Origin of the sequence: Aeromonas sp. FL131 (genome assembly GCF_049860615.1) — a bacterium.
GTDB classification, from domain to species: domain Bacteria; phylum Pseudomonadota; class Gammaproteobacteria; order Enterobacterales; family Aeromonadaceae; genus Aeromonas; species Aeromonas hydrophila.
In genome coordinates this window covers 5,137,060-5,162,466 of sequence record NZ_CP187595.1, presented here as the reverse complement: position 1 = coordinate 5,162,466, position 25,407 = coordinate 5,137,060, and the positions used below count along the sequence as shown (strand labels likewise).

Sequence of the window (25,407 nt, the reverse complement as noted above, 5' to 3'; positions counted from 1 at the left end):
ACAAGACACTCCCTGTCAGATGCTGGAAGTCAGTATAGTTGGCTGTGCTCGTCCCATCGATGAGCACGACGGCTCGGCGGGTCTGTCAGCGGCACTCGGCGAAAGCGTCGGCCAGTTGCTGCATGAACCGGGGATAGCCATCCGGGCCGAGCGGCACCTGCTCACCCACTTCGTCTAGCAGCAGTACCTTGGCACCGGTATTGCGAGCCACCGACTCGATCACCGCCGGCGAGAACTGCGGCTCGGCATAGATGCAGCTCGCCTTTTTCTCTTCCAGCGCCTTGCGGATCTCCACTAGAGTCTTGGCGCCGGGGCGTCGGTCCGGGCTCACGGTAAAGTGGCCCTTGGAGCTCATGCCGTAGTGGCGCTCCCAGTAACCATAGGCCTCGTGGAATACGAAGTAGCCCTTCTGGTTCACCGCCTTCATCTGCTCGGCAATCACCTTGTCCTTGGCCTCCACCTTGGCCTTGAACGCCAGCAGGTTGGCGCGATAACGCTCGGCGTTGGCCGGATCCTGAGCGCTCAAGGTTTCGCTCAGGGCATTGGCAATGACCAGCGCCTGGGTCGGTCCCAGCCAGATGTGGGGATCGACACCCTCGTGGTGGTGCCCCTCATGACCGTCGTGGTCATGGCCTTCATGCCCCTCGTCGGTGTGTTCTTCGTGACCGGCCTGCTTGCTGTAATCGAACAGCGGCATCCCTTCGACCCGGGTCAGGGTCAACACATGGGGATGCTTGGCCAGCGGTTTGGCCATGAAGCCTTCCAGCTCGGGACCGACCCAGACCACCAGGTCGGCCTCATTGATGTTGCGAATATCGGAGGGGCGCAGGGAGAAATCATGGGGCGAGGCGCCGGTCGGCAGCAGCACCTTGGGCTCGCTTACGCCGTCGGTGATGGCGGCCGCGATGAAACCCAGCGGCTTGATGGTGGTCAGCACCTCGAGGGCACGGACAGGCAGACTCACCGCCAGCAGGGCAGTGATCAGGGCAAGAATTCGCATAGAGATCTCGTCAGGAAGTGTGTGTGTGATAATATAACAAACCAACGTTATTGTTATATTATAACTCTCACAGGCTGTAAACCCCGGAGCTGTCATGACCCAACTGGTGGAGCTGAAAGAGGTCTGTCTTTCATTTGATGGACGATCCGTGCTCGACAAGGTCTCCTTTACCCTGAACAAAGGCAAAATCACGACCCTGGTCGGTCCCAACGGGGCGGGCAAAAGTACCCTGAGCAAGCTGGTACTGGGCCTGCTCACGCCGGATTCGGGCCAAATCACCCGCAGCCGCGACCTGCGGGTCGGCTATGTGCCCCAGCGCCTCTATCTGGATCCGACCCTGCCGCTGACGGTGCGCCGTTTCCTGCAGCTTGGCAAGAATGGCCGCCTCTCCATCGAGGAGGCGCTGAACCGGGTCGGTGCGGAAGATCTCTTGAACAACCGGATGCAGAAACTCTCCGGCGGCGAGATGCAGCGGGTACTGCTGGCCCGTGCCCTGCTGGTCAAACCCGAGCTGCTGGTGCTGGACGAGCCGGTGCAAGGGGTGGACATCAACGGCCAGATCGAGCTCTACGCCCTCATCAGCCAGCTGGCCGCCGAGTTCAACTGCGCCGTGCTGATGGTCTCCCACGACCTGCACCTGGTGATGGCCAGCACCCACGAGGTGATCTGCCTCAACCGCCACGTCTGCTGTCACGGCGAACCGGAGAGCGTGGCCCGTCACCCCGAATTTGCCCGTCTGTTCGGCCGACCGGAGCAGGAGGTGCTGGCGGTCTACACCCACCATCACCACTGCGACGGCGAACACCATCATCATGAACCGCAGGCCCCCGTCATTCGCCTGCCCTCCCGCAATCAATAACGTACCCGACAGGATCATCAAGTGGACAGCTTTCTGTTATACGCCCTCGCGGCCGGCCTCGGCATCGCCCTGCTGGCCGGCCCTCTCGGCAGCTTCGTGGTGTGGCGCAAGATGGCCTATTTTGGCGACACCCTCTCCCACGCCTGCTTGTTCGGCATCGCGCTCGGCATCCTGCTGCAGGTGGATCTCACCCTGGCGGTGGTGGTCTGCTGCCTCGCCATGGCCATGCTGCTGGTGATCATGAGCCGCAACCAGCAGGTGGCCACCGATACCCTGCTCGGCATCCTGGCCCACAGCGCCCTGTCGCTCGGCCTGGTTACCTTGAGCTTCATGGACAACGTGCGGGTGGATCTGATGGCCTACCTGTTCGGCGACCTGCTCTCGGTGCAGCCGATGGACCTGCTCTGGATCTATGGCGGCGGCGCCCTGGTGCTGCTCACCCTGTGGCGGCTGTGGGATCCCCTGCTCTCCATGACCATCTCGGAAGAGCTGGCCCGGGTGGAAGGGGTAAGAGTCGATGTACTGCGCTGCGTGCTGATGCTGCTGATCGGGCTGGTGATCGCGGTGGCGATGAAGTTCGTCGGGGCGCTGATCATCACCTCCTTGCTGATCATCCCTGCAGCAACGGCCCGTCGCTTCAGCCGGACACCGGAACAAATGGCCGGCTTTGCCGCTCTCATCGGCTGCCTTGCCGTGCTCGGCGGACTGCTGCTCTCCTGGTATCAAGACACCCCGGCCGGCCCTTCGGTGGTGGTCTGCGCCACCAGCCTGTTTATCTTGAGCCAGTTCAAAAAAGCCTGAACCTAGCGTGGCCTGAGCCTTGCCGTCAGGCCACTCCATCTCTCGACCCTTCGCTGGATCTCCACCACCAGCCCTGCTCGTGCTGAGCCTATTCAAACGCGCCTGAGCGGTTCATTCTCGCCGGGGCGCAGGCTGGCTTGCGCCTCCTGCCAGAGCCACTGGCGCAGCCGGCTGATGGCGGGCTCATGGACACGCGAACGCTTGCAGACGAAATAGAAGTTGTCTCCGGTCTCCAGTGCATGCAGCGGCAGTCGCACCAGACCGGGATCCTCCGGCTGCAGCATATAGTCGTTGATGAGCGCCACCCCCTGATCCCAGTTGGCCGCCTCCAGTGCCAGCAGAATGTGGCTGAAATGATGCATCCTCGCCTCGGGGGCGATCGTCAGCCCGCCCACGTCGGCCCAGCGCCGCCAATCCTCCCCCTTCTCCTTGTAGATCGCCTGGATGGAGAGCAGCGGCAGTTGCCACAGGGCCGCGGGCCACTCCCCCTCCACCTGCTGCCACAGCCGCCGGCTGCACACCGGCATCAGCCGCTCCCGATAGAGCAGATCGTGCATATAACCGGGTCCCTTGGGGGAGACAGTGATGAAGCAGTCCGCCACCCGATCGGAGAGCTCGGGATCCTCCGCCACCATCTCCAGGCTGAGATCCAGCTCTGGATAGAGCTGACGCAGCCCCGCCAGTCGCGGGATCAGCCACTTCACCGCAAACGAGCTGTAGACCGCGAGCCGGATCCGCATTTCGCCACCGCCGCGCAGCTGCTCGCTGCTCTGGGCAATCTGGCCGAGCCCGGCGGAGATCCCTTCGAAATAGACCTCCCCCTGCGCCGTCAACGACAGCAGCCGGCCCTGGCGCAGCAGCAACCGCTCACCCAGAAAATCCTCCAGCAGGCGGATCTGGTGGCTGACCGCACTCTGGCTGACGTTGAGCTCAACCGCGGCGCGAGAAAAGCTGAGCAGGCGGGCAACCACTTCGAAGTATTGAACGGCACGCAGGGGGGGCAGCTTCATTATCCAAAATTCTCATGCATGGTGATTTTTTATCATTTTACTGGATAACATAGCGCGGGCTACCCTTCCCTCATCAAACATGGGAGGTGGTATGAATGCAGTGGGGATCGGCATCCTTTATCTGGTGCTGGGCAATATGGTGGCGGTCTTTTCCGACGCGCTGGTCAAGGTGCTGGAGCCGGACCAGCCGGTGTTCCAGTTCGTCTTCTTCCGCCAGCTCTCCGCCGCCATCCTGCTGGCCCCCTGGCTGCTCTGGTCATGGCGTCGCAACCCGCCGGTGGCGCTCAAGTGGCATCTGCTGCGGGCTCATATCTGGGCGATCGGCGTCTGCCTGATGGTGATCGCCCTCACCCGGCTGCCGCTGGCCACCGCCAACGCCCTCTTCTATGCGGCGCCGCTGATGATGGTGCCGCTGGCGGTGTGGCTGGCGGGGGAAGCGATCTCGCGCCAGAAGGTGCTGACCGCCTTCATCGGCTTTGTCGGGGTGCTGATCGTGCTGCGCCCCACCGAGGTGAACTGGGCGGCACTGGCGGCGCTCGGGGTGGCGCTCTCCATGGCGCTCAACAATCTGCTGATCAAGCGGATCCCGCTCCAGCAGCCCATCGCCCAGACCCTGTTCTTTACCAACGTGTTGAGCATGCCCTTCATCATGGCGCTGGCCTGGTGGGAAGGGGGCGACTGGCAGTGGCAGATGTGGTGGCCCGCCTTCGGCTCTTCGGCGCTGATCATGGTCTATGCGGGATTGTGCGTGGTGGCCTATCGCAAGGCGGAGGCGAGCAAAATAGCCTCGGCAGAGTACACCGGCCTGCTGATGGCGGTCGCCATCGGGGTATGGCTGTTCGATGAGCAGCCGGGCCTGCCGCTGCTGCTGGGGTGTATCTGCATCATACTGCCGCTCATCGCCATGGCCCGCAGCAAGCCCAAACCGCAGGTCGAACCGGCACTCTAGCCAACGAGGGTCACCCCAGCAGCGGGGCGACCCTTTGTTGCAGATGGGGGATCACATCCTGCTCGAACCAGGGGTTCTTCTTGAGCCAGAAGGTGTTGCGAGGTGACGGGTGCGGCAGCGGCAACCAGGCCGGGCCGTAGTCAGCCCAGCAGCGTACCGTCTCGGTCAGCGACCCTTTCGCCGCATCCCGCAGGTAGTAGGCTTGCGCATACTGGCCGATCAGCAGGGTCAGCTCGATGTTGGGCAGCAGCATCAGCACCTTGTCGTGCCAGGTAGGTGCACATTCGGGGCGCGGCGGCAGATCTCCCGACTTGCCCTTGCCGGGGTAACAGAGCCCCATCGGCATGATGGCGATACGGGATTCATCGTAAAAGGTGGCCTTGTCCACCCCGAGCCACTGACGCAGGCGATCGCCGGAGGGATCGTCCCAGGGGATACCGCTGGCATGCACCCGGGTGCCAGGCGCCTGGCCGATGATCAGCAGACGGGCGCGCTCGCTGCCGCGGATCACCGGTCTGGGCCCAAGCGGCAAGTGTGCCTCGCACAGGCGGCAGGCCCGGATCTGTTCAAACAAACTGTCGAGTCGGTTCATGGGCCCGATAGTAGCAGAGTTTTCCGCCTGATCCTGCTTGTGAAAGATTCAGCAGATACTTATCATGCAGCCACATTTGTTTAATTTAATAAACGGAGCGAGATGAAGAACTGGATGGGCACCGGCAGCGCGGCCCTCTCATTCGTGCTGTGGGGCATGCTGCCCCTCTATTACCAGTTCATGCCCGCGGTCAACATGTGGGAGCTGCTCTCCCACCGGGTACTCTGGTCGGCGGTGCTGCTGGGCCTTCTGTTCCTCCTCATCGGCTACCGGGTGCCCTGGGCGCGGCTGCGCAGCGAACCGCGCCAGCTCGGCCTCATCCTGCTGGCCGGCCCCGTCATGTCCATCAGCTGGTGCATGTTCACCTGGTGCCTCACCACCGGCCAGGTGCTGGCCACCAGCCTCGCCTTCTTCATGACGCCGCTGTTCAACATCGTGTTTGCCGTGTTGTTCCTCAAAGAGAAGCTCACCCCGCAAAAACACCTGGCGGTGGCGCTGGCACTGGCCGGGCTGGCCTACATGCTCTTTTCTTACGGCCAGCTGCCCTGGTTCTCTCTCATCATGGGGGCCAACTTCGCCCTCTACGGTCTGCTCAAGAAGAAGGTCCACTATGACGCCGGCGTCAGTCTCTATCTCGAGGCGCTGGTGCAACTGCCCGTCGCCCTGCTGATCATCGGCGCTCTGGCGGTGAGCGGCGCCAGCCAGTTCGTGGCCGGTGACTGGACCGAGCGTCTGCTGCTGATGGGTAGTGCCCCCGCCACCCTGCTGCCGGTGGGGCTGTTCTGCTACGGCATGATGCGCACCCGCATGAGCACGGTGGGTCTGCTGCAGTACATTGAGCCCAGCCTCGCCTTCCTGCTCGCCATTTTCTGGTTTGGCGAGACGCCGGATCCGGTGAAATCGGTGGGGTTTGCCTTCGTCTGGGCCGGCCTGCTGGTGAGCCTTCTGCCGCTGCACAAGCTTGGGCGCCATCTGCGCCGCAACACCGACGCTCAGGGTCTGCCGCGGTAGGATTCCAGGATGGCGTGCCACTTGGGATCCCGGTCCATCTGCTCGGCGATGTCATTCAGCCGGCTGTGCAGTGCGCTGCGGGATTTTGGCAACAGGATGTGGCGGGTATAGCTGGACTGGGCAAAGGGCGAGACGAACAGCTTGCCCTCGAAGGCCGGGTCATGGGTGAAGAAGGCGAGCGCCGAGCCCGGCACCAGGGTCACGTCGATGCGACCGCGCACCAGCAGGCTGAAGTTGGTCTTGACCTTCTTGGCATCGACCCGCACCAGATCGCCCCTGGCCGCCGCCTCGTCGATGCCCTGATAGCGATACCCCTCGATGCCGCCGAAGGTCATCCCCTTCAGTGAGTCGGGCCCGCGATAGATGACCGGCCTGGCAACGCTGGAGATGAGCTCGTTGGTATCGCGCATGATGGGAAAGGTCCAGAGGTAGAGCTCGCGCTGGGGATCTCCCACCCAGGCGGGATTGACCCAGGCCACCAAGCCATCGAAGCCGGGATCCGACATTTCCAGCGCCAGTCTGGCCCGATTCACCAGCCAAAGTTCCAGCCTGGGTTCTCCGCCAAGCTTTTCATTGAGATACTTGACCAGATCCCGGCTCAGACCAGTCTGCTCCCCGGTCATGAAGGGGGGGTGCTGATGATAGTCGTAGAGACGCAGCGTCTCGCCATGAGCCGATATCGACAGCAAACACCACAACCACCACCACGCTCGCATCGCACCTCCTTGAGCTGCTCTTGAGTGTGGCACAGAGAGATCGAATGAGAGAACCCGCTCCCGGCGCCGAACCGGCTGTCAGTCCACCCGCCAGCCACTGGTTCATCTACATGGTGCGCACCGCCAGCGGCCTGCTCTATACCGGGATCAGCACGGACCCGCTCCGCCGCCTGCGCCAGCATCAGAGCGGCAAGGGATCCCGCGCCCTGCGTGGCAAGGGGCCGCTGACCCTGGCATGGCAGCAGGCCATCGGCGAGAAAGGGGCGGCGCTGCGCCTCGAATACCGGCTCAAGCAGCAGAGCAAGGCCTTCAAGGAGCAACTGATCACCCAGCCGGAGCGCTGGCTCGCCTGCAGCCAGTCCTGGCTGGCCGACACCCGCACACAAAAAAGACCGCTGCACGCAGCGGCCAAGGAAGGATCCGGTAACAGGGACTGTCAACGGTAGGTGTTGATTAGCTTGCTTGCGCCGGCTGCTGAAACCAGCACACCGCCCGCACGCAAAAAAGGCCGCGGTATGCAGCGGCCAAGGAAGGATCCGGTAACAGGGAGTGTCAACGGCAGGTTGATTAACCTGCTTGCACCGGCGGCTGAAACCAGCACTCCACCACCCAGACACAAAAAAGGCCGCGGTACGCAGCGGCCAAGGAAGGATCCGGTAACAGGGAGTGTCAACGGTAGGTATTGGCCTGTTTGCGCCGGCTGCTGATGAACCAGCACACCACCAGCAGCACCAGCAACCAGGGCGCCAGCTTGATGATGAGGGCAAACATGCCGGCCAGGGCGCCAAACAGCACGAAGACGCCGCTCACCAGCAACATGGCCAGCACGGTGAATCCGGCCAGCGCCATGCCGACCAGAACCAGCATCAAGACGATAAATTCCAGCATGTTTTGCTCCTCACTGGGTTAATGCGGCTGAGTGACCCGGGGTCAATCCAGCCAGCGCTTCAATTCACGACGGGGCGGCATGATCAGCACCGCCAGCAGATAGGCGGCCAGCGCCAGGGGCGGCATCAGGATCAGCGCCATCAGGGCCGCGACCCGCACCGTCACCCTGGAGAGCCCCAGCCCGTTGGCGATGCCGGCGCAGACCCCGGTCAGCTTGCGATGGGTAAGATCCTTCGGCCAGGGCGTCATGGTTATGCCTCCACCTTTTGACCCTTGAGGCGGGCCAGCTCCCGTTCAATCTCGTCGTTCAGCTCCAGCTCGCGGAACTGGGCCTCCAGCGAGGGGTTCTGCCCCAGGGTTGCGGCCTCCAGCTGAGCTTCCAGCTGATCGACCCGGCCCTGAAAGCCGTCAAAACGGGCCATCAGCTCATGCATGCGCTGGTTGTCCACCTGAGCACGGGCCCGCAGCCGGCTGTGGGCGGTCTGCTCGCGCAGGGTCAGCAGCTTCTGCTTCTCGCGCGCCTCGGTCAGCTTGGCGGCCAGCCGCTCGCTGTCGGCGGTGAGCTGAGCCAGCACCTCGGCGACCCGCGCCTTGTCCTGCTCCAGCTGTTCGCATTTTTTGGCCTCGGCCAGCTTCTCGGTCAGCGCGGCCCGGGCCAGGTCCTCGCGCCCCTTCTGGATGGCGAGTTCGGCCTTGGCCGACCACTCCAGGATCTGGTGTTGCAACGCCTGCTGATGACGCTCCAGCTGCTTCTGTTCGGCAATGACGCGGGCGGCCTGGGTTCTCATCTCGACCTGGACCTGCTCCATCTCCTCGATCATCAGCCGCAGCATCTTCTCCGGCTCTTCGCTCTTGTCGAGCAGGCTGTGCAGGTTGGCATTGATCACGTCGGTCAGGCGGCTAAATACGCTCATGGTCTGGCTCCTTGTTGATGGGATGGCTATCTCTTCTCATGACATTACAAGAGCCGTGCCAAGATAATTTTTCCTTTACTTACATATAGATGAGGTTTTATCAGGTATTTTCAACATCGTCTTGGTGGCGAAAAATACCGTTCAAGTGGTGATTTTTACCAATAAAAAAGGGAGCCGGCGGCTCCCTCATGCAATCAGCGGCGTACTCAGGCGGCCCGGGGATGACCGAGCTGGCTGTCCAGTTCGGCCAGCTTGGCCTCCATCCGGGCACGGCAGTTGTCGGAGAGGTCGCGAATGCCGGCGGCACCGTGCTCCTTGCTGCAGACCGGGGCCATCACTTCCAGCAGCACCTCGCCGTTGTCCCAGCGGTTGAGATCGATCTGGCCGAAGTAGCTGGAGCAAACGATGGGCACCACCGGCACCTCTGCCTGTACTGCGGTATGGAAGGCGCCCGCCTTGAACGGCAGCAGGCCGCGTCCCTTGGAGCGGGTCCCCTCCGGGAACATCCAGATGGAGGTGCCGCGATTCTTGATGCGCTCCACCACCTGGCCAATGGTGCCGATGGCGCGGGAGCGGTTGGAGCGGTCGATCAGCACGTTGCCGGAGAGCCAGAAGATGAGACCGAAGAAGGGCAGCCACAGCAGGCTCTTCTTGCCCACCGCCACCACGCCGGGCTGCACCGCGCCGGTCACGGTGAAGATGTCGTAGTTGCTCTGGTGGTTGCAGACGTAGACCGCCGGCCCCACCGATTTGACCTCGTCGGCCACCGTCACCCGGACCTTGAGGCCGATCAGCGGGCAGACAGCATGATACATGCGGGCGAAGACATAGACGTTGTTGGGATGGCGCGGACGCACCAGGCAAAGCAGCAGACCGAACAGGAACCAGAAGATGAGCAGCAGACCAAGCAGCAGCACACGGGCAAGTTTGAGCATCGAACACCTCGGATTTTGACTCGGCGCAGTATACTGGTCCCCCTTTTAGCGAACAAGCGTTCGCCAAACAGAACCGACCACCCCTGCCACCCGCCCCTCTGCCTTAAAACGGACGGCGGCTTGCCCCACCCGGCGTTGGCCGTTAGGATGTGGCCATCTTGATGAACGGGGCGAGCATGATTCACCAACAACGCGTGGCGAAACGACTCCTGCTGCTGGTCTGCCTGCTGGTGCTCAATTGCGCTGCCCAGCCGCTGGCCCGGCTGGCCCTGCTCGATCACGCTCTCAGCTGTCAGGCCCTGCCCTCCTTCGTCACGGCCGACGACCAAGCCGACAAGGGCACGCCCGCCAGCCCGCAGCCCAACAGCTGCCAGCTCAACGGCAAGTGGCTGAGCGCCACCACCCTGCTCTGCCTCGAGCAGCTGTTCTTTGCGGTGGCCCTGCTCATCGCCCTACTGGCCCCGCTCTGGCGCTACACGCCGCCACTGCCGCCGCCACGGGCCGTCTCCCCTCCCGAACGACGACTTCACCTCACCTTCTGTGTCTGGCGGGAATGAGTTAAGCCGCGCTTTTTTCAGCCTGCTGTCATTCATTTTTTGCGAGACAACATTTATGTCAACTCTCTTCAAGGCGAGCCTGCTGCTGGGCTGCCTGCTGTGGCAATCCAGCGGATTGGCCAGCGATACGGGCTGGCTCACCAGCCCCCAGAACGATCACGCCAAGGTCAGGCTGCAAGCCGACCGCAGCGCCCCTGACCATACCCGCATCCTGCTCGAGGTGGCCCTCGAATCCGGCTGGAAAACCTACTGGCGCAGCCCGGGTGAAGGGGGCATAGCGCCCCAGATCCTGTGGGATCAACCGGTCGGCGACTTCCAGTGGCACTGGCCCACGCCGCGCCCCTTCGAGGTGGCCGGGCTCAGCACCCAGGGTTATCAGCAACAGGTGCGCTTCCCCCTGAGCCTCAACTACCCGGCGGGGCAGCCACTCAAGGGCACCTTGCGCCTCTCCACCTGCAGCAACGTCTGCATCCTGACCGACTACCCCTTCACCCTGGCGGTGGATGGGCAGGCGCCGGCCGGTTTCGACTTCGCCTGGGCCCAAACTATGAGCACCCTGCCGCAGACGCTGCCCGCCGACACCCGGGTCGAGCTCGGCTACCAGCACAACCAGCTGCAGCTGCGCGCCGAGCGGGCAGAGGGCTGGCAGGCGCCTGCGCTCTTCATCGATGCGCTGGAAGGGGCCGAGTTCGGCAAGCCCGCGCTCGAGGTAAGCGGCAACACCCTGATTGCCCGGGTCCCGGTCAGCGATGGCTGGCAGGGGGATGCCCCTGACTTGCGTGGCCAATCCCTCAGCCTGTTGCTTGGCAACGGCGATGAGGCCTGGCAGACCCGCGCCACCATCGCCGATCCCCTCGCCCTGCCGGCACCAAGCCAGCCTCTCATCTGGCTGCTGGGGGCGGCGCTGCTCGGCGGCCTCATCCTCAACCTGATGCCCTGCGTGCTGCCGGTGCTGGCCCTGAAACTGGGTACCGTGCTGCAGCAGCAGGAGAGCGAACAGCGACAGGTGCGCAAGCAGTTCCTTGCCGCCAGTGCCGGGATCATTGCCTCCTTCTGGGTGCTGGCGGCCATGAGCAGCCTGCTGCGCGCGACTCAGGGCGCCGTCGGCTGGGGGATCCAGTTCCAGAGCGCCGGTTTCATCGGCTTCATGGTGGCGGTGACCCTGCTGTTTTGTGCCAACCTGCTGGGGCTGTTCGAAATCCGCCTGCCCAGCAATCTCAACACTCGCCTCGCCACCAGCGGCGGCCAGGGGCTCGGCGGCCACTTCCTGCAAGGGAGTTTCGCGACCCTGCTGGCCACCCCCTGCTCGGCCCCCTTCCTCGGCACCGCTGTGGCCTTTGCGCTGGCGGCACCGCTCGGCCAGCTCTGGCTCATCTTCACGGCGCTCGGCCTTGGCATGAGCCTGCCCTGGCTGCTGGTGGCGGCCCTGCCGCGCCTCGCCCTCTGGCTGCCCAAACCGGGCTGCTGGATGGGGCGACTGCGCATCCTGCTCGGGCTGATGATGCTGGGCTCCAGCCTCTGGCTGGCGAGCCTGCTTGGCAACCATCTGGGCAGCACGGCCACCGGCTGGCTGATGGCCGCCATGCTGCTGGCGCTGCTGATTGGCATCATCTGGCGCTATGGCATGCGCGGTTTCACGCTGGCCCTCTCTCTCTCGGCACTCATCGGCGGCGCCCTGTTGCTGGGGGGCGCCCTCACGGCGCAGGGGTCGGGCAGCGTCGATCGCATTGCCTGGCAGCCGCTCTCCGAACAGGCCATCGTCGATGCACTGGCCCAGCGCAAGCGGGTCTTCGTCGACGTCACCGCTGACTGGTGCGTCACCTGCAAGGCCAACAAGTACAACGTGCTGCTGCGTGACGAGGTGCAGAGCGCCCTGTCGGCCCCGGACGTGGTGGCCCTGCGCGGTGACTGGAGCCGGCCGAGCGATGCCATCTCCGCCTTCCTGCGCCAGCGCGGCGCGGCCGCCGTCCCCTTCAACCAGATCTACGGGCTCGGCCTGCCAGAGGGAGAGATCCTCTCGCCCCTGCTGGACAAGGCCGACTTGCTCGACGTGTTGCATCAGGCCGGCCTCGTCCAGGCCGATGCCCCCCATTTTTAAGGAGAATCCCATGACCCTGCGTACCCTGAAACTGCGCACCCTGACCCTCTGCACCGCCCTGCTTGCCGGCACCCTGAGTGCCCCCTTGTTGCAGGCGGCCCCCTTCACCCCGGAGCAGGAGGCGCGCATCAAGGAGCTCATTCGCGAGACCCTGGTCGCCAACCCCAAGATCCTTGACGAGGCGGCCGAATCCTGGGAGAAGCAGAACGCCGCCGCCCAGGAGGCCCAGCTCGGCGACTTCATCAAGGGCAATCAGGATGTGCTGTTCAACAGCGCCACCAGCCCGCGCCTCGGCGCCAAGCACCCCAAGCTGACCCTGGTGCTGTTCACCGACTACAACTGCCCCTACTGCAAGCAGTTCGACCCCCAGCTGACCAAGCTGCTCAAGGCCTATCCCGACGATCTGGGGCTGGTGATCAAGCTGCTGCCGTTCAAGGGGCAGAGCTCCGCCAAGGCGGCCCAGTACAGCCTGACCCTGTGGCAGCAGGAGCCGGCCCGCTTCCTCGCCCTGCACGACAAGCTGATGAGCAAGCAGGGGATGCTGACCGAAGCGGACATCAACAGGGCACTGGCGGCCACCGGCAACACGGCCCTCAAGCCCGATGCCAAGGCCACCGAGGAGCTGCGCAACAGCCTTCGCATCGGCACTCTTCTTGGTGTGCAGGGCACCCCGGCGACCCTGATTGGCAACCAGCTGGTACCGGGTGCCGTGCCCTATGACGAGCTGGAGCAGCTGGTGAAGGCCGAGCTGGCCAAGCGGAGCTAAACCATGGCGGAGGATGCAGTCGTAAAGCCACCCCGCTGGCGCCGCTGGGGCAAGGAGGCGCTCTGGCTGCTGCTGATGGCGCTGGTCATCTCCACTCTGCTGGATCTGTGGCGCAGCCCCACCCTGCCGGCGGGAGCCATGGAGGCCCCCTTCACCCTGCAGGATGGCACCACCACCAGCCTGGCCGAGCAGAGCCGCGGCAAGCCTCTGCTGGTCTACTACTGGGCCAGCTGGTGTGGCGTCTGCCGCTTCACCACCCCCACGGTGGAGCAGCTCTGGCAGCAAGGTGAAAACGTGCTGACGGTGGTGCTGCGCTCCGGCAGCGATGACCAGTTGCGCGCCGGGATGGCGAAGAGGGGGCTCGCCTTTCCCACCCACAACGATGAGCGGGGGGATCTGGCCGCTCGCTGGCAGGTGGGGGTCACCCCCACCTTCCTCATCATCAAGGATGGGAAGCTAGTGAGCACCACCACCGGCTGGAGCTCATGGCTCGGGCTCAAGGCCCGTCTGCTGTGGGCCAGCCTGCGCTGACCCCTGACCTCGACGCCCGGCCAGTCCGGGCGTTTTTTCAACCCCTGTCACACATGGGTCGCCATGGAACTGACAAAATAGTCACAAACGGCCCCAAACCTCCCCTGACGAGGCCCCGCACGACGCCACCCGCACGCCCATCTGTTCGCTTCCTATCCATGGCGATGGCGGCCTGTTTGCGTTAAAATGTCGGGTTTTTGCCGAGCCTGGTTTGCCAAGAGCCCCGCCGCCAGGCCAGCGCAGGGTCAATTCCACGATGCCAGTGAGGCAGGATCCGTCATGAACAACTACTTCCGGGTGTTGGGCGTCAAGTCCAACGCCAGTGAAAACGACATCAAGAAAGCCTATCGACGGCTGTCGAACCAGTACCACCCCGACAAGCTGCACGGGGCGAGCGAAGAAGAGAAAGAGCAGGCAGCCCTCAAGCTGCACCAGGTAAAGCAGGCTTATGAAGTGCTGTCCGATCCGAAACAGCGGGCCGCCTTTATCAAGGATTTCAACAACGTCATCGTGACCGATCCCGCTGCTGCCATGCAGGAGATGTGGGACCAGTTCTACCCCTGAGCCACCAGGCAAGAAGAGCGACTATGCAAAATAAATGGGACCAGGCACGGCTCAAGGCCCTGCAAAGCGATGCCAGTGAAAACATCGAATCCTACCGGGATCAGGACGACCCCAAGGGACTCGAGCAGTTCACCGACCAGATGAAGGCCCTGCTGCTGGCCGACATGAGCATGCTGGAGTTCATGCCCGAATACCTGCCGCTCGCCCTCTATGGCCGGGTGCAGTTCCCGGCCAAGGCCAAGTCGCAGTGGAACAAGTGGCTCGCCAGCGGCGAGCAGCCTTCCTGGGACGAGTTCAAGGTGAGCGTCGGCTTCAACAACGCCGTCCTGCCGCTGGTCAAGGCGGTGCGGGCCCAGAGCGAAGATCAGCTGATGGAAGCCTGCGCCGTGCTGTTCCTGCTCGACAACCCGCTCCCGCGCGGCAGCCACCGCGGTGATGACGACTATGAGCTGCGCGATGAAGAAGAGGAAGACGGGGAAGATGCCGACGCCGACTACCACGGCGGCAGCGACCGCTATGGTGATGACCAGGGCGAGCAGGATATGTACGACGAAGTCCGTTTCTAATTGGGGCAAGGCATGAGCAACAGTCTGATAGAAATTACCGCCATCGAGATCAAAGAGCTGGCCGTTATCGAGCCGAAGCAGGCCAGCGAAAAGTTCGAGCTGATCGCCAAGACCATGTCTGACGACCAGCTGGCAGAAGTGATTGAAAATATTGATATCGTTACCCTGACCCAGATTAACGGCCAGCACGATATCTCCTTCCCCTCCATCATCTCCGAGCTGATGACCCCGGAGCGGATCCGCGACATCGTCTGCCAGCAGCCGCTCTACTGGGAAGAGGCGATCAAGAACAACGCCGATGAGCTGCAACAGCACACCTTCGACTTCCTCAACTACCTGATCCGCACCCAGGATAGCGAGGCCAAGCAGCGCGAGATCCTCGAGTGCGTGGCCGAAGACCCGGCAGGTCTCTTCTACCTCGCCATCCCCTTTATCGAGTTCTATCGCGGCGATCGCTATGAAGAGGACGAGGGCTATCGCGACGTGCTGCACGCCGAAGAGGAAGACCTTGAAGAGTCCCTGCGCTACAGCGAGCGCCAGCAGAGCGAAGATGTCCACGACTATGCGCTGGACGACCCGCGCAGCCTCTTGATGCTCATTCGCGAGCTGGCCCCCGAGGTGGAGAAAGCCATCAAGGCGCTGCTGCGCAATGAGCACTCCAGCTGGGACGGCATCATCAACAAGTTTGCCGCCGAGCTGGTGATGCAGGCCAAAGAGAAGAACAAGGTCGAGGAAGACGAGTACGGCGACGTCGACGACATGTTCAGCTTTCTGGATTAAGGAGCCCATTCATGCAGTTAGTCATTCGCGATGCCAACCTGGGCCCCTTTCTGACCCAGGTGCTGCGCTTTGGCCGCGACAATGAACGTTTGACCGAGCAACAGCTGGCCGCCATCAAGGGCAAGGCGGTGCTGATGAGCCTCAAATTTGCCGACAAGTACTACAACAAGTACAAGATGCACCTGCTGGAGCAGGCCGCCCACGACGTCATCGGCGTGGTGAGCCTCGGCCTGCAGGAGCTCTCGGCGCGGGATCCGGCCAAGGCGCTGGCGCTGCTGCAGGCGCCGGAAGGCCCCATCAAGCCGTTTCAGAAGGGCTGGTCAATGCTCATCACCGTCAGCCCCAAGCAGGCTGGCAACAGCCTCTACGGTGACGTGGATGCGCGGCTCTTGGACAAGATCTCGAGCCCGCCCGATGTGGAGGAGTGGCAAGGGTGGCAGGAGTACGAGAAGGCGCTGACCGAGCACAACAAGAGTCGCCTGATGGCACTCATCGACCAGCACTTCTTCGCCTGCGAGAGCGACCACCCCACCATGGAGGACAAGCTGGCCGAAGCGCTGCTCTACCGCATCCTCTGCGGCAAGGGCAGTGGCGCCGCCCCGCTCAAGGTGAAGCAGGATCTCAAGCGCAAACTGGCGCGAGAGATTGAGCTCGACGAGAGCTGGTATGACACCGACTACCTCGCCGCCCAGCTCGCCCTGATGCTGAATGCGCTGCCCGCCGACATGGCCGCCGCCCTGCGCCAGGAGCTGAGCCCGGGCTTTGTGCCCAACCTGCTGCACACCCTCGGCTTTGTGCGCCAGTACCAGCTGCTGCAAAAAGAAAACGCCTCACCGGAGAAGCTCGACAACATGGAGATGCGCGCCGGTCTCAAGCACCCGCTGCTCGGCTGGCCGCTCTATCACGACTTCTAAGGGGCCATGCACCCTGCAGGACGGCCCCCACCGCTCCTCCCCACAACGCCCGGCTTGCCGGGCGTTGTGCTATCCGCCATCCCGCTGGCAGCAGAAACCCTTGTCATGGCCGCCGCCCTCGGTAGAAAACTACCCCGTAAGCGTCATTGGCCCCATTTTTGGCAAGGATATAATGACTCCCCCATACCAGAGCCGGGGAACGAGCAGTGAGTAGAAAGCCGGACCGCATTACCGCGATGCAGCAGATCATCGACGCCGTGAAGGCGGAATTTCCCCTCTATCAACCGGATACCTTCAAATGCGGGCCGGACAACACCTGCATCGGCTGCCCCAAGAAGCTGATGGAGCTGGTGGATACGGACCTCTGCTACTGGCAATATCAGATCGATCGCGGCATTCCGCCCTCCTTCGACGAGATCCAGCGCTTCGGCAAGATGTGCAAGAACATCCGCCGGGCCCTGGTGCGCAATGGCCGCATCCCCGCCTGAGCGCCCCATCGCAGCCAAGGGAGAAGCGCCCGCCGGCAACCCCGAGAGGAACAGTTTATGACCCAGGAAAGGATACAGACCCGCTACACCCTGAATGGCACCCTTGCCAGCCACGCCGAGCTGGAGCAGGCCATCGCACGGGCGATAGAGACCCACAAGCAGGATTTCTTCCCCCTGCTGGAGCGGCTGGTGGATGTGGGTGACAGCCGGGTCAAGCTCAGTCAGAAAGACCCGCTGCGGGTACTGGTGGTGGAACTCGACGGGGCTCACACCGGCGGCAGTGCGCGCCTCAGCTACGAATCCAACTTCGCCGAGAGCTGCCGGCTGATCGATGAATATGACCAGCACCAAACCAGCGTGGCCTTTCGCCTCGACGGGGATCAGCTGATATTCGATCTTGAGCTGCCCATACAGTGGAATTTCGACAACTGATTTGCGGCAGTGCAATTCGCCTTGTTGACGGCGCCCAACGGTTACTTTCCTTCACGCTGCCCCTCTCCAAACGAGAGAGGGGCACTAAACATATTGCAGCAACCGGCTTTCACGCTTATCTGATCACGCTTCGCCAATCAAACCTGCGGCCCTGCCACTTCGTTATAAATAAAACATGACGCTAAGCGGTCACCACACATAACCGTTTAAGCAGCCGATAAAGAAAGACGGGTTGCACCAGCGTCAGCGCTATCACCAGCCAGGCCAGGGTAGCCATATTGCCCAAGTGACCATCGACATCCGTCAACAGCATCGAAGAGACGACGGCGGCCGAACCGCTGAATATATGCTGGAACACATTCTGCAATGACATAAACCCTGCTCGTTCCCCGGGCTCTGCGACCTGGCTATTAACAGCAGCAGCCGTGATCGTCCGTGTCGATGTCACCACCATGAACAAGGTAAAAATGACCATGGTCGGCAACAAGGGGGACCCCAAGAAACCATCCCAGACAATGGCGATAATCAATCCCCCTGCCCACAACGTGATACGCACTGCGCCAACGCGGTCCATCAAATAACCACCCAACTGCATCGCGATCACGCTGAGAACACCGCCCATGACATAGTACTGACTCATATCGCTGCGAGGCACACCGAGATTGAACTGAAAATAGGCCGCCATGTTCGGAACAATAAGGAAGGTGCTGAAAATAGCCAATCCGATTGCCATAAATGCATGCCACACCACGGCTCGTTTCAACATAGCCGTGATTGAAAAAACCTTTTGGTGTTGCCCTAAGTGGGAAGTCATATTCGGCAGCCGCATAAATACCATCACGCTGACGCACAAGCCCACCCCCCCGACGACATAAAAAGGTGCGCTCCACCCTTTCAACATGGCCAATTCCAATCCCAAGGGCACACCGGCAATGGCTGACAACGAGAAAGCCCCCATCACTATCGCCATCGCTCGACCACGTTGTGGTACTGGCGTGGCATCCACGACGATCGCCATTGCTATCGACGTTGCCGGACCGGCAAATATACCTGCCAACAAACGGGTAAAGAACAAGCTTTCCATATTCCACGCCAAGGTGCAGGCCCAGGTGGATAGTGTGACGCCCAGCAATGAGAGCAATGCCACCTTTTTTCTATCAAATCGATCAATATATCTGGCACATAATAAAGATGATAATGCGGCGGCAAGTGCATATCCTCCCCCCAAATATCCTATATAGGTTGGACTGATATCTAGCGCGCGAGATAAATCAGGTCCAAGCGGCATGATCATCATAAAGTCCAGCGCACTCACCAATTGAATAAAGGCAGCCAGCCAAACGCTACCCACATCCATCACTGCACCATTAAAATAAGGTGTCTTACCTGCCTTGTCTTTTTCTGACATCATAGTGTCCATGCTCAATATTTGGAGACAGACAGCATACCTACTACCATCATCTATTTTTATCCTTTAGAATGGCACAGACTGTTATCACATCAGGGACAATAGATGCGCACCGGCCTGGACTTTACTTCATCAAGAATATTTATTGCGGTAGTTGAACAAGGCAGTTTTGTCGGCGCATCCAAAACCCTTGAAATACCGACCTCAAACATCAGCAGAAGTATTGCTCAGCTGGAAGAGAGACTGTCACTCCAGCTTATTGAACGCAGTACTCGGCATATGAAACTCACTCAGGCTGGTCAGCTGCTCTATACCCGAGTAAAACCCTTGCTGGAATCACTGGAGCAAACCGAGGCTGAATTGACATCACAGCAGATTCAGCTGAAAGGGCCACTGCGCCTGTGCATTCCCAATGAAGCCGGCCCCAGACTGCTCGGTACCGCGATAGCGGACTTTGCCTGTCAGCATCCCGAAATAAAGATCAGCTGTATTACCAACCTGTCAGGATTTGAGACATTAAGAGAAGACCTGGACATAGCCGTCATCATTCACAGAGGAAAGCTGGATGACAGCGATTATATCGCCAGCCATCTGACCACCATTCCTTGTACCGTGGTTGGCTCTCCGGCTCTTATTCAGCGGTGCGGGCTTCCCAGCCACACGACACAGCTACAAGACCTTCCCTGTATCACCACGGTAAACGCCCTGAAGGGAATGCCTTGGCAGTTCGCTCGTCCCGACGTTGAATTTTCCACCGTTCAGGTCAATGAACATTACCGTGTCAATAGTGGTGAACTGGCGCTAAAAGCCGCGCTCGCCGGGGTCGGATTTGCCATTCTTGCCAAGATGTCTTGCCAGGAGTTTATTGATGATGGCAGCCTGGTTGAGATTGAACTTGAATTACCCGCTGCCCCATTGCAGTTGTTTGCTGTTTATGCAAATCGACAATATCTACCGGCTAAAACGCGCGTATTTATTGACTTTATACGGCAAAACATCATTAGTTATCAGTAACTAATACCGGTAAAGCCTCAGTTGGTAACATCGGCTTTGCAAGATACCAAAACCCGGCGGCCATCGTTCTCGAACGCTGATTACTCTTTCCCATCAGACCCGCGGCTCTTTCACTTTAAGCCACGCTCTGCTGAGAAATTCAGAAATTTTACCGTTAATTATCGTGTGTATATCATCTCTGTTTACTCCTGGTGCATCATTACAAATAGCTGGTGCCAGTTTATTTAATTGAGCAGAGCATGGAGAGAGAAAAACAAAATGACCGGCATTGTGTATTACCTGAAATTCTTTTTCTGCAGCCAACGTGGTGGCCAGGTCTCTGGCATTTTCTTTCCAAGAAAGCTCTTCATCCTTATCACCAGTAAAAATAAGGGTAGGGGCAATCACTCTTCTGAGTGAGCCGGGAGCGAATGCCATGCTCACCGGAGCCATGAAAACCCATGCCTTTATCCTAGAATCGGGGTGCACAACTAGACCAGGATGGTCATTTATCATTACCCCTTTGTTTGAACATATGGCACTCATGTCATATTTACGACAATAATTTTCATAGCGTCCTGCATCAATATCTCCTCCTCTCAACAACAATCCTGTTGCTCCACCGGCAGAGAAACCAATAAATGCTATCTTATCTTTATCAATATATTTAGCTAGTTCAATATCATTGGTCGCAGCAGTAATAACGGCAGATATTTGTAATGGACGACCATACCAGGAACTAATGGCCCCTGCCCCTGTCTGATCCTTGTAGTTATCACCAGGATGCGTGAGGGTAATAACAATATTTCCCTGCCGAGCCAGAGTCGTGGCAAGGTCATGATGACTCCATAAACTACCGGCGTTGCCATGTGAGATCACTATGGCTGGATAGCGGCCTGGTACTATATTCAGCGCCTTTTGTGCCGCTATTTGATAAGGGCCTATCGTACTTGGTGTTTTTTCTGCGGCCACACCGGGATAGAAATATACGGCATCCATAGGCTTTTCACCTACAGGATCAGTCACTATGAGACGCTTAAACCCTGTATATTCAGCCGATACGACGAAGGATGGCAAGGCACTGCACGTACATATTGCACAAAGTAAAAAATAACGAAAAAGAAGCCTCATCAGATATCCTTTCTGATCCAATCGACATTGGGACGACACGCTACCACTATCCCCATGAGGAGTCATTTTTCACAAAAAAATGGGAGCGAATAATTCGCTCCCATCTTGTATAGATCCGTTGACTACCCTTCCTGATTTTCCCCGGCTGCCGGTTCTGCGCCGGCGACGGTTTCAATCTCGATGCGATCGACCCGCTGCAGACCACGAGGCAGTTTGGCACCACGGCGGCCGCGCTCGCCGCGGTAGTAATCAAGGTCAGCTGGCTTGAGGGTCAGCTTGCGCTTGCCGGCAAACAGGGTCACCGACTGGCCCTGCGGAATGACGGCGGCCATCACCACAAACTCCTCTCGCGCCTTCACCCGTGCCGAGGGGATGCTGATCAGCTTGTTGCCCTTGCCTTTGCCGAGCACCGGCAGGGTATTGAGCGGGAACAGCAGCATGCGCCCTTCGTTGGAGATGGCCATGCAGAGATCGGTGTCCGGCGCGCCTATCTTCTGAGGTGCCATCACCAGACCCCCTTCCGGCACGGTGAGCAGCGCCTTGCCGTTCTTGTTCTTACCGATCAGGTCGTCATATTTGCAGACGAAGCCGTAACCGGCGTCGGAACAGATCAGATACGGCTCGCCTTCGTTCCCCATCACCAGATGACGCACCTCTTCACCAGCCCCCAGCGCGAAGCGGCCGGTGAGCGGCTCACCCTGACTGCGGGCGGAGGGCAGGGTATGGGCCTCCAGCGAGTAGGTTCTCCCCAGGGTGGAGAGGAACACCGCCTGCTGGTTGCTGCGGCCATGGGCGTGGGCCAGATAACCGTCCCCCGCCTTGTAGGAGAGACCCTCCACATCCACGTCGTGGCCCTTGGCGGCGCGCACCCAGCCCTTGTCAGAGAGGATCACGGTGACCGGCTCGCTCGGGGTGAGCTCCTTCTCGGTCAGAGCCACGGCGGTGGCGCGCTCCACCAGCGGGGTGCGGCGATCGTCACCGTACTTCTCGGCATCTGCCAGGATCTCTTTCTTCAGCAGGGTGCTGAGACGGCGCTCGGAACCCAGGATCAGTTCCAGCTTGTCGCGCTCTTCGGCCAGTTCGTTCTGTTCGGCGCGCAGCTTGAACTCTTCGAGCTTGGCCAGGTGGCGCAGTTTCAGCTCGAGGATCGCCTCGGCCTGGGTCTCGCTGATGTTGAAGCGCTCCATCATCACCCGGCCCGGCTCTTCCTCGGTGCGGATGATCTCGATCACCTCGTCGATGTTGAGGTAGGCAATGAGCAAACCTTCGAGGATGTGCAGGCGGGCCAGCACCTTGTCGAGGCGATACTGCAGGCGACGGCGCACCGTCTCGCGGCGGAAACTCAGCCACTCGGTGAGGATGGTCTTGAGGTCTTTCACCTGGGGCCGGTTGTCCAGACCCAGGATGTTGAGGTTGACCCGGTAGTTCTTCTCCAAGTCCGTGGTGGCGAACAGGTGGGCCATCAGCCCCTCCACGTCCACCCGGTTGGAGCGCGGCACTATCACCAGACGGGTCGGGTTTTCGTGGTCCGACTCATCGCGCAGATCGGTGACCATGGGCAGCTTTTTCGCCACCATCTGGGCGGCGATCTGTTCCATGATCTTGGCGCCGGAAGCCTGATGGGGCAGCGCGGTGATGACGATGTCGCCATCCTCTTCGCTCCACACCGCCCGCTGCTTGATGGAGCCCTTGCCGGTCTCGTAGATTTTGCGGATGTCGTCGCGCGGCGTGATGATCTCGGCGTTGGTCGGGTAGTCCGGTCCCTGCACATGGGCCATCAGGGCATCCAGGCCGGCATTGGGGTTGTCCAGCAGCTCCACACAGGCGTGGGCCACTTCCCGCGCGTTGTGGGGCGGGATGTCGGTCGCCATCCCCACCGCGATGCCGGTCACCCCGTTGAGCAGGATGTGCGGCAGGCGGGCGGGCAGCACCACCGGCTCCTTCATGGTGCCGTCGAAGTTCGGCGTCCACTCCACCGTACCCTGGCCCAGCTCGGAGAGCAGCAGCTCGGAGAAGCGCGACAGCCGCGCCTCGGTATAACGCATAGCGGCGAAGGATTTGGGATCGTCCGGCGCACCCCAGTTGCCCTGACCGTCCACCAGCGGGTAGCGGTAGGAGAAGGGCTGGGCCATCAGCACCATGGCTTCATAACAGGCGCTGTCGCCATGGGGGTGGTACTTACCCAGCACGTCACCCACGGTACGGGCGGATTTCTTGTGCTTTGACAGCGCCGACAGACCCAGCTCGCTCATGGCGTAGATGATGCGCCGCTGCACGGGCTTGAGGCCGTCGCCGATATGCGGCAGGGCCCGATCCATGATGACGTACATGGAGTAGTTCAAGTAAGCCTGCTCGGTGAAGGTGCGCATTGGCTGGCGCTCTACCCCGTCCAGACTGAGCTCTAGATCGCTCATAGATTTGTTCTCTTTCGGTTATAGAGCCGGTTGGCGCTCTACTTCATCCACAGACTGAGCTCGATAGCATCACTCATGTGATTATCTCTTTCGGTTTGGGAGCCGCCACAGGGCGACTCCGGCTAAATGCTTGCCGGCCCCGACAGGGCCGGTCAACGGCTTAGATGATGGCGAGGTTGCCCTTCTCTTCGAGCCACTCGCGGCGATCGCTCGCCCGCTTCTTGGCCAGCAGCATGTCCATCAGCTGCAGGGTCTCGTCCCCCTCGGCCTCTGGCCCCATGGTGAGCTGCACCAGACGGCGGGTGTTGGGATCCATGGTGGTTTCTCTCAGCTGTTTCGGGTTCATCTCACCCAGCCCCTTGAATCGGGTCACCATCACCTTGCCTTTCTTCTTCTCGGCTTCGACCCGCTGCAGCACGCCGTTCTTCTCGTCCTCGTCGAGGGCGTAGTAGACCTCCTTGCCGATATCGATCCGGTAGAGGGGCGGCATGGCCACATAGACGTGGCCCTGATTGACCAGCGCGCGGAAGTGTTTCACGAACAGGGCGCAGAGCAGGGTGGCGATGTGCAGACCGTCCGAGTCCGCATCCGCCAGGATGCACACCTTGCCGTAGCGCAGGCCGGAGAGATCTTCCGAGTCCGGGTCGAGCCCGATGGCCACCGAGATGTCGTGCACTTCTTGCGAGGCGAGCACCTGACCGGCCTCCACCTCCCAGGTGTTCAGGATCTTGCCGCGCAGCGGCATGATGGCCTGAAACTCGCGATCCCGCGCCTGCTTGGCACTGCCGCCCGCGGAGTCACCCTCCACCAGGAACAGCTCCCCCTGCATGGGGTCGGCGCAGTTACAGTCGGTGAGCTTGCCGGGCAGGGCCGGGCCCTGGGTTATCTTCTTGCGCACCACCGTCTTGGCGGCGCGCATCCGGCGCTGGGCGCTGGAGATGCAGAGCTCGGCCAGCTGTTCGGCCAGCTCGGTGTTGCTGTTCAGATAGAGGCTGAAGGCATCCTTCACCACGCCGGAGACAAACGCCGAACTCTGGCGCGAGGAGAGCCGCTCCTTGGTCTGGCCGGCAAACTGCGGATCCTGCATCTTGATGGAGAGGATGTAGGCGCAGCGATCCCAGATATCTTCCGGGGTCAGCTTGACCCCGCGCGGCAACAGGTTGCGGAACTCGCAGAACTCGCGCATGGCGTCGAGCAGGCCCTGGCGCAAACCGTTGACGTGGGTACCGCCCTGGGCGGTGGGGATCAGGTTCACATAGGATTCGGCGAGGCATTCCCCCCCTTCCGGCAACCAGCACAGGGCCCAGTCCACCGCCGACTGCTCGGTGCTGAAGGCGCCGACAAAGGGCTGCTCCGGCAGGCAGGTGAACTGCTTGACCGCGTCGACCAGGTAATCCTTGAGGCCGTCTTCATAGCACCACTCCAGCTTGATGCCGGTGTTCTTGTCGAGGAACTTGATGGTCAGACCTGGGCAGAGTACCGCCTTGGCCTTGAGCAGGTGTTCCAGCTTGGAGACCGAGAACCTAGGAGAATCGAAGTAGTGGGCTTCCGGCCAGAAGCGCACCCGGGTGCCGGTGTTACGGCGCCCGCAGGTGCCGGTGATGGTCAGCTCCTGCACCTTCTCACCCTTCTCGAAGGCGATGTCGTAGACCTGGCCGTCACGGCGCACCGTCACCTCGACCCGCTCGGAGAGGGCGTTCACCACCGAGATGCCCACCCCGTGCAGACCGCCGGAGAACTGGTAGTTCTTGTTGGAGAACTTGCCGCCCGCGTGCAGCTTGCAGAGGATCAGCTCCACCCCGCACACCCCTTCCTCCGGGTGGATGTCGACCGGCATGCCGCGACCGTCGTCGATCACCTCGAGGGACTGATCTTCATACAGGGTCACCTCCAGAGTACGGGCGTGGCCCGCCAGCGCTTCGTCGACGCTGTTGTCGATGACCTCCTGACCGAGGTGATTGGGCCGGGTGGTGTCGGTATACATGCCGGGGCGGCGACGCACCGGTTCAAGGCCATTGAGGACCTCAATGGCATCCGCATTGTATTGAGTAGACATGGAGGGCCTTGCGAATTGACGTTTGGGGAGAATC

The 25,407-nt window shown here is 61.1% G+C and carries 28 protein-coding genes; 16 read left to right on the top strand and 12 right to left on the bottom strand.

Translation table 11 applies throughout. The features are described from left to right. Window positions 1-85 precede the first annotated feature (85 nt). Window positions 86-1,000, bottom strand: a complete 915-nt coding sequence (gene znuA / locus ACPW75_RS24085) for a zinc ABC transporter substrate-binding protein ZnuA (RefSeq protein ID WP_045525532.1) — start codon at window positions 998-1,000, stop codon at window positions 86-88. Window positions 1,001-1,094: 94 nt separating this feature from the next. Between znuA and znuC the strand changes: the two genes are divergently transcribed. Then, entirely contained in the window at window positions 1,095-1,859 is a 765-nt protein-coding gene (znuC, locus tag ACPW75_RS24080) for a zinc ABC transporter ATP-binding protein ZnuC (RefSeq protein WP_077095164.1), read from the top strand. A 21-nt stretch (window positions 1,860-1,880) separates the two neighbouring features. Next, entirely contained in the window at window positions 1,881-2,660 is a 780-nt protein-coding gene (gene znuB, locus ACPW75_RS24075; RefSeq protein ID WP_011707445.1) for a zinc ABC transporter permease subunit ZnuB, read from the top strand. Window positions 2,661-2,752: 92 nt separating this feature from the next. On the opposite strand, the gene ACPW75_RS24070 is transcribed toward znuB, so the two are convergent. After that, on the bottom strand, window positions 2,753-3,670 hold the full coding sequence (locus tag ACPW75_RS24070) for a LysR substrate-binding domain-containing protein (RefSeq protein WP_011707446.1): 918 nt from the start codon (window positions 3,668-3,670) through the stop codon (window positions 2,753-2,755). A 91-nt stretch (window positions 3,671-3,761) separates the two neighbouring features. On the opposite strand from ACPW75_RS24070, the gene ACPW75_RS24065 reads away from it, so the two are divergent. After that, window positions 3,762-4,619, top strand: coding sequence for a DMT family transporter (locus tag ACPW75_RS24065; protein ID WP_425904375.1), 858 nt, complete (start codon window positions 3,762-3,764; stop codon window positions 4,617-4,619). Between the two features lie 10 nt (window positions 4,620-4,629). On the opposite strand, the gene ACPW75_RS24060 is transcribed toward ACPW75_RS24065, so the two are convergent. Beyond that, window positions 4,630-5,211 carry a uracil-DNA glycosylase family protein gene (locus ACPW75_RS24060; protein WP_077095165.1) on the bottom strand — a complete coding sequence of 194 codons (582 nt, stop codon included), beginning with the start codon at window positions 5,209-5,211 and terminating at the stop codon, window positions 4,630-4,632. 102 nt (window positions 5,212-5,313) lie between these two features. Between ACPW75_RS24060 and rarD the strand changes: the two genes are divergently transcribed. Continuing rightward, window positions 5,314-6,222 (top strand): EamA family transporter RarD, encoded by a 909-nt coding sequence (gene rarD, locus ACPW75_RS24055; protein ID WP_077095166.1) that lies wholly within the window; start codon window positions 5,314-5,316, stop codon window positions 6,220-6,222. Here rarD and ACPW75_RS24050 read toward each other — a convergent pair. Continuing rightward, window positions 6,204-6,938: a substrate-binding periplasmic protein gene (locus ACPW75_RS24050; protein ID WP_077095167.1), complete on the bottom strand. Its 735-nt coding sequence runs from the start codon at window positions 6,936-6,938 to the stop codon at window positions 6,204-6,206. The two genes, rarD and ACPW75_RS24050, sit on opposite strands and share 19 nt — an antisense overlap. A 44-nt stretch (window positions 6,939-6,982) precedes the next feature. On the opposite strand from ACPW75_RS24050, the gene ACPW75_RS24045 reads away from it, so the two are divergent. Then, window positions 6,983-7,384 carry a GIY-YIG nuclease family protein gene (locus ACPW75_RS24045; RefSeq protein ID WP_077095168.1) on the top strand — a complete coding sequence of 134 codons (402 nt, stop codon included), beginning with the start codon at window positions 6,983-6,985 and terminating at the stop codon, window positions 7,382-7,384. A gap of 223 nt (window positions 7,385-7,607) precedes the next feature. Here the strand turns inward: ACPW75_RS24045 and pspG are convergent, their stop codons facing one another. The 4 genes from pspG to ACPW75_RS24025 form a co-directional block, all read right to left on the bottom strand. Further along, window positions 7,608-7,826 (bottom strand): envelope stress response protein PspG, encoded by a 219-nt coding sequence (gene pspG / locus ACPW75_RS24040; protein ID WP_010636066.1) that lies wholly within the window; start codon window positions 7,824-7,826, stop codon window positions 7,608-7,610. A 42-nt stretch (window positions 7,827-7,868) separates the two neighbouring features. Further along, complete coding sequence (locus tag ACPW75_RS24035) at window positions 7,869-8,075, bottom strand: PspC domain-containing protein (protein ID WP_077095169.1); 207 nt, start codon at window positions 8,073-8,075, stop codon at window positions 7,869-7,871. Window positions 8,076-8,077: 2 nt separating this feature from the next. Next, entirely contained in the window at window positions 8,078-8,740 is a 663-nt protein-coding gene (gene pspA / locus ACPW75_RS24030; RefSeq protein WP_077095170.1) for a phage shock protein PspA, read from the bottom strand. A 206-nt stretch (window positions 8,741-8,946) separates the two neighbouring features. After that, the gene (locus tag ACPW75_RS24025) at window positions 8,947-9,675 is read right to left on the bottom strand and encodes a 1-acylglycerol-3-phosphate O-acyltransferase (protein WP_011707454.1); all 729 of its coding nucleotides are present in this window, start codon (window positions 9,673-9,675) and stop codon (window positions 8,947-8,949) included. 176 nt (window positions 9,676-9,851) lie between these two features. Between ACPW75_RS24025 and ACPW75_RS24020 the strand changes: the two genes are divergently transcribed. The 10 genes from ACPW75_RS24020 (at window position 9,852) to ACPW75_RS23975 (ending at window position 17,371) form a co-directional block, all read left to right on the top strand. After that, the gene (locus tag ACPW75_RS24020) at window positions 9,852-10,232 is read left to right on the top strand and encodes a hypothetical protein (protein ID WP_043164617.1); all 381 of its coding nucleotides are present in this window, start codon (window positions 9,852-9,854) and stop codon (window positions 10,230-10,232) included. A 55-nt stretch (window positions 10,233-10,287) separates the two neighbouring features. After that, the gene (locus ACPW75_RS24015; RefSeq protein ID WP_179101290.1) at window positions 10,288-12,330 is read left to right on the top strand and encodes a protein-disulfide reductase DsbD family protein; all 2,043 of its coding nucleotides are present in this window, start codon (window positions 10,288-10,290) and stop codon (window positions 12,328-12,330) included. 10 nt (window positions 12,331-12,340) lie between these two features. Next, window positions 12,341-13,096, top strand: a complete 756-nt coding sequence (locus tag ACPW75_RS24010) for a DsbA family protein (protein ID WP_077095172.1) — start codon at window positions 12,341-12,343, stop codon at window positions 13,094-13,096. A gap of 3 nt (window positions 13,097-13,099) precedes the next feature. Then, window positions 13,100-13,627, top strand: a complete 528-nt coding sequence (locus ACPW75_RS24005) for a protein disulfide oxidoreductase (protein WP_143238947.1) — start codon at window positions 13,100-13,102, stop codon at window positions 13,625-13,627. A 279-nt stretch (window positions 13,628-13,906) separates the two neighbouring features. Further along, window positions 13,907-14,191 (top strand): cold adaptation protein ActJcold adaptation protein ActJ, encoded by a 285-nt coding sequence (gene atcJ, locus ACPW75_RS24000; RefSeq protein ID WP_005305278.1) that lies wholly within the window; start codon window positions 13,907-13,909, stop codon window positions 14,189-14,191. A gap of 23 nt (window positions 14,192-14,214) precedes the next feature. Beyond that, complete coding sequence (gene atcA / locus ACPW75_RS23995; RefSeq protein ID WP_045525544.1) at window positions 14,215-14,757, top strand: cold adaptation protein AtcA; 543 nt, start codon at window positions 14,215-14,217, stop codon at window positions 14,755-14,757. A 12-nt stretch (window positions 14,758-14,769) separates the two neighbouring features. Continuing rightward, a complete protein-coding gene (gene atcB / locus ACPW75_RS23990) occupies window positions 14,770-15,537 on the top strand; it encodes a cold adaptation protein AtcB (protein WP_005343119.1) in 768 nt (255 codons plus the stop codon). 11 nt (window positions 15,538-15,548) lie between these two features. Beyond that, entirely contained in the window at window positions 15,549-16,451 is a 903-nt protein-coding gene (gene atcC / locus ACPW75_RS23985; protein ID WP_077095173.1) for a cold adaptation protein AtcC, read from the top strand. Between the two features lie 236 nt (window positions 16,452-16,687). Continuing rightward, complete coding sequence (locus ACPW75_RS23980) at window positions 16,688-16,939, top strand: hypothetical protein (protein ID WP_026080289.1); 252 nt, start codon at window positions 16,688-16,690, stop codon at window positions 16,937-16,939. Between the two features lie 57 nt (window positions 16,940-16,996). After that, on the top strand, window positions 16,997-17,371 hold the full coding sequence (locus ACPW75_RS23975; RefSeq protein WP_042064827.1) for a hypothetical protein: 375 nt from the start codon (window positions 16,997-16,999) through the stop codon (window positions 17,369-17,371). Window positions 17,372-17,552: 181 nt separating this feature from the next. Here the strand turns inward: ACPW75_RS23975 and ACPW75_RS23970 are convergent, their stop codons facing one another. After that, the gene (locus ACPW75_RS23970) at window positions 17,553-18,797 is read right to left on the bottom strand and encodes an MFS transporter (RefSeq protein ID WP_077095175.1); all 1,245 of its coding nucleotides are present in this window, start codon (window positions 18,795-18,797) and stop codon (window positions 17,553-17,555) included. 87 nt (window positions 18,798-18,884) lie between these two features. On the opposite strand from ACPW75_RS23970, the gene ACPW75_RS23965 reads away from it, so the two are divergent. Next, window positions 18,885-19,793, top strand: coding sequence for a LysR family transcriptional regulator (locus ACPW75_RS23965; RefSeq protein ID WP_077095176.1), 909 nt, complete (start codon window positions 18,885-18,887; stop codon window positions 19,791-19,793). Between the two features lie 93 nt (window positions 19,794-19,886). On the opposite strand, the gene ACPW75_RS23960 is transcribed toward ACPW75_RS23965, so the two are convergent. The 3 genes from ACPW75_RS23960 to parE form a co-directional block, all read right to left on the bottom strand. Beyond that, window positions 19,887-20,903, bottom strand: a complete 1,017-nt coding sequence (locus ACPW75_RS23960; RefSeq protein WP_256821905.1) for an alpha/beta hydrolase family protein — start codon at window positions 20,901-20,903, stop codon at window positions 19,887-19,889. A 122-nt stretch (window positions 20,904-21,025) separates the two neighbouring features. Then, window positions 21,026-23,317, bottom strand: a complete 2,292-nt coding sequence (gene parC / locus ACPW75_RS23955; RefSeq protein ID WP_077095178.1) for a DNA topoisomerase IV subunit A — start codon at window positions 23,315-23,317, stop codon at window positions 21,026-21,028. 160 nt (window positions 23,318-23,477) lie between these two features. Beyond that, window positions 23,478-25,373, bottom strand: coding sequence for a DNA topoisomerase IV subunit B (gene parE, locus ACPW75_RS23950; protein ID WP_077095179.1), 1,896 nt, complete (start codon window positions 25,371-25,373; stop codon window positions 23,478-23,480). Between the last annotated feature and the right edge of the window lie 34 nt (window positions 25,374-25,407).

Bases quoted from the DNA above. Each gene is read 5' to 3' on its own strand.
- ACPW75_RS24035 (WP_077095169.1), bottom strand. From the start codon at position 8,075: ATGACGCCCTGGCCGAAGGATCTTACCCATCGCAAGCTGACCGGGGTC.
- ACPW75_RS24005 (WP_143238947.1), top strand. From the start codon at position 13,100: ATGGCGGAGGATGCAGTCGTAAAGCCACCCCGCTGGCGCCGCTGGGGC.
- rarD (WP_077095166.1), top strand. From the start codon at position 5,314: ATGAAGAACTGGATGGGCACCGGCAGCGCGGCCCTCTCATTCGTGCTG.
- ACPW75_RS24050 (WP_077095167.1), bottom strand. From the start codon at position 6,938: ATGCGAGCGTGGTGGTGGTTGTGGTGTTTGCTGTCGATATCGGCTCAT.
- pspG (WP_010636066.1), bottom strand. From the start codon at position 7,826: ATGCTGGAATTTATCGTCTTGATGCTGGTTCTGGTCGGCATGGCGCTG.
- atcB (WP_005343119.1), top strand. From the start codon at position 14,770: ATGAGCAACAGTCTGATAGAAATTACCGCCATCGAGATCAAAGAGCTG.
- ACPW75_RS24060 (WP_077095165.1), bottom strand. From the start codon at position 5,211: ATGAACCGACTCGACAGTTTGTTTGAACAGATCCGGGCCTGCCGCCTG.
- ACPW75_RS24045 (WP_077095168.1), top strand. From the start codon at position 6,983: ATGAGAGAACCCGCTCCCGGCGCCGAACCGGCTGTCAGTCCACCCGCC.
- ACPW75_RS24015 (WP_179101290.1), top strand. From the start codon at position 10,288: ATGTCAACTCTCTTCAAGGCGAGCCTGCTGCTGGGCTGCCTGCTGTGG.
- ACPW75_RS23980 (WP_026080289.1), top strand. From the start codon at position 16,688: ATGCAGCAGATCATCGACGCCGTGAAGGCGGAATTTCCCCTCTATCAA.
- ACPW75_RS24065 (WP_425904375.1), top strand. From the start codon at position 3,762: ATGAATGCAGTGGGGATCGGCATCCTTTATCTGGTGCTGGGCAATATG.
- znuA (WP_045525532.1), bottom strand. From the start codon at position 1,000: ATGCGAATTCTTGCCCTGATCACTGCCCTGCTGGCGGTGAGTCTGCCT.
- ACPW75_RS24070 (WP_011707446.1), bottom strand. From the start codon at position 3,670: ATGAAGCTGCCCCCCCTGCGTGCCGTTCAATACTTCGAAGTGGTTGCC.
- ACPW75_RS23960 (WP_256821905.1), bottom strand. From the start codon at position 20,903: ATGAGGCTTCTTTTTCGTTATTTTTTACTTTGTGCAATATGTACGTGC.
- atcC (WP_077095173.1), top strand. From the start codon at position 15,549: ATGCAGTTAGTCATTCGCGATGCCAACCTGGGCCCCTTTCTGACCCAG.
- ACPW75_RS24010 (WP_077095172.1), top strand. From the start codon at position 12,341: ATGACCCTGCGTACCCTGAAACTGCGCACCCTGACCCTCTGCACCGCC.
- parE (WP_077095179.1), bottom strand. From the start codon at position 25,373: ATGTCTACTCAATACAATGCGGATGCCATTGAGGTCCTCAATGGCCTT.
- ACPW75_RS23975 (WP_042064827.1), top strand. From the start codon at position 16,997: ATGACCCAGGAAAGGATACAGACCCGCTACACCCTGAATGGCACCCTT.
- pspA (WP_077095170.1), bottom strand. From the start codon at position 8,740: ATGAGCGTATTTAGCCGCCTGACCGACGTGATCAATGCCAACCTGCAC.
- znuC (WP_077095164.1), top strand. From the start codon at position 1,095: ATGACCCAACTGGTGGAGCTGAAAGAGGTCTGTCTTTCATTTGATGGA.
- atcJ (WP_005305278.1), top strand. From the start codon at position 13,907: ATGAACAACTACTTCCGGGTGTTGGGCGTCAAGTCCAACGCCAGTGAA.
- ACPW75_RS24020 (WP_043164617.1), top strand. From the start codon at position 9,852: ATGATTCACCAACAACGCGTGGCGAAACGACTCCTGCTGCTGGTCTGC.
- parC (WP_077095178.1), bottom strand. From the start codon at position 23,317: ATGAGCGATCTAGAGCTCAGTCTGGACGGGGTAGAGCGCCAGCCAATG.
- ACPW75_RS23965 (WP_077095176.1), top strand. From the start codon at position 18,885: ATGCGCACCGGCCTGGACTTTACTTCATCAAGAATATTTATTGCGGTA.
- ACPW75_RS24025 (WP_011707454.1), bottom strand. From the start codon at position 9,675: ATGCTCAAACTTGCCCGTGTGCTGCTGCTTGGTCTGCTGCTCATCTTC.
- atcA (WP_045525544.1), top strand. From the start codon at position 14,215: ATGCAAAATAAATGGGACCAGGCACGGCTCAAGGCCCTGCAAAGCGAT.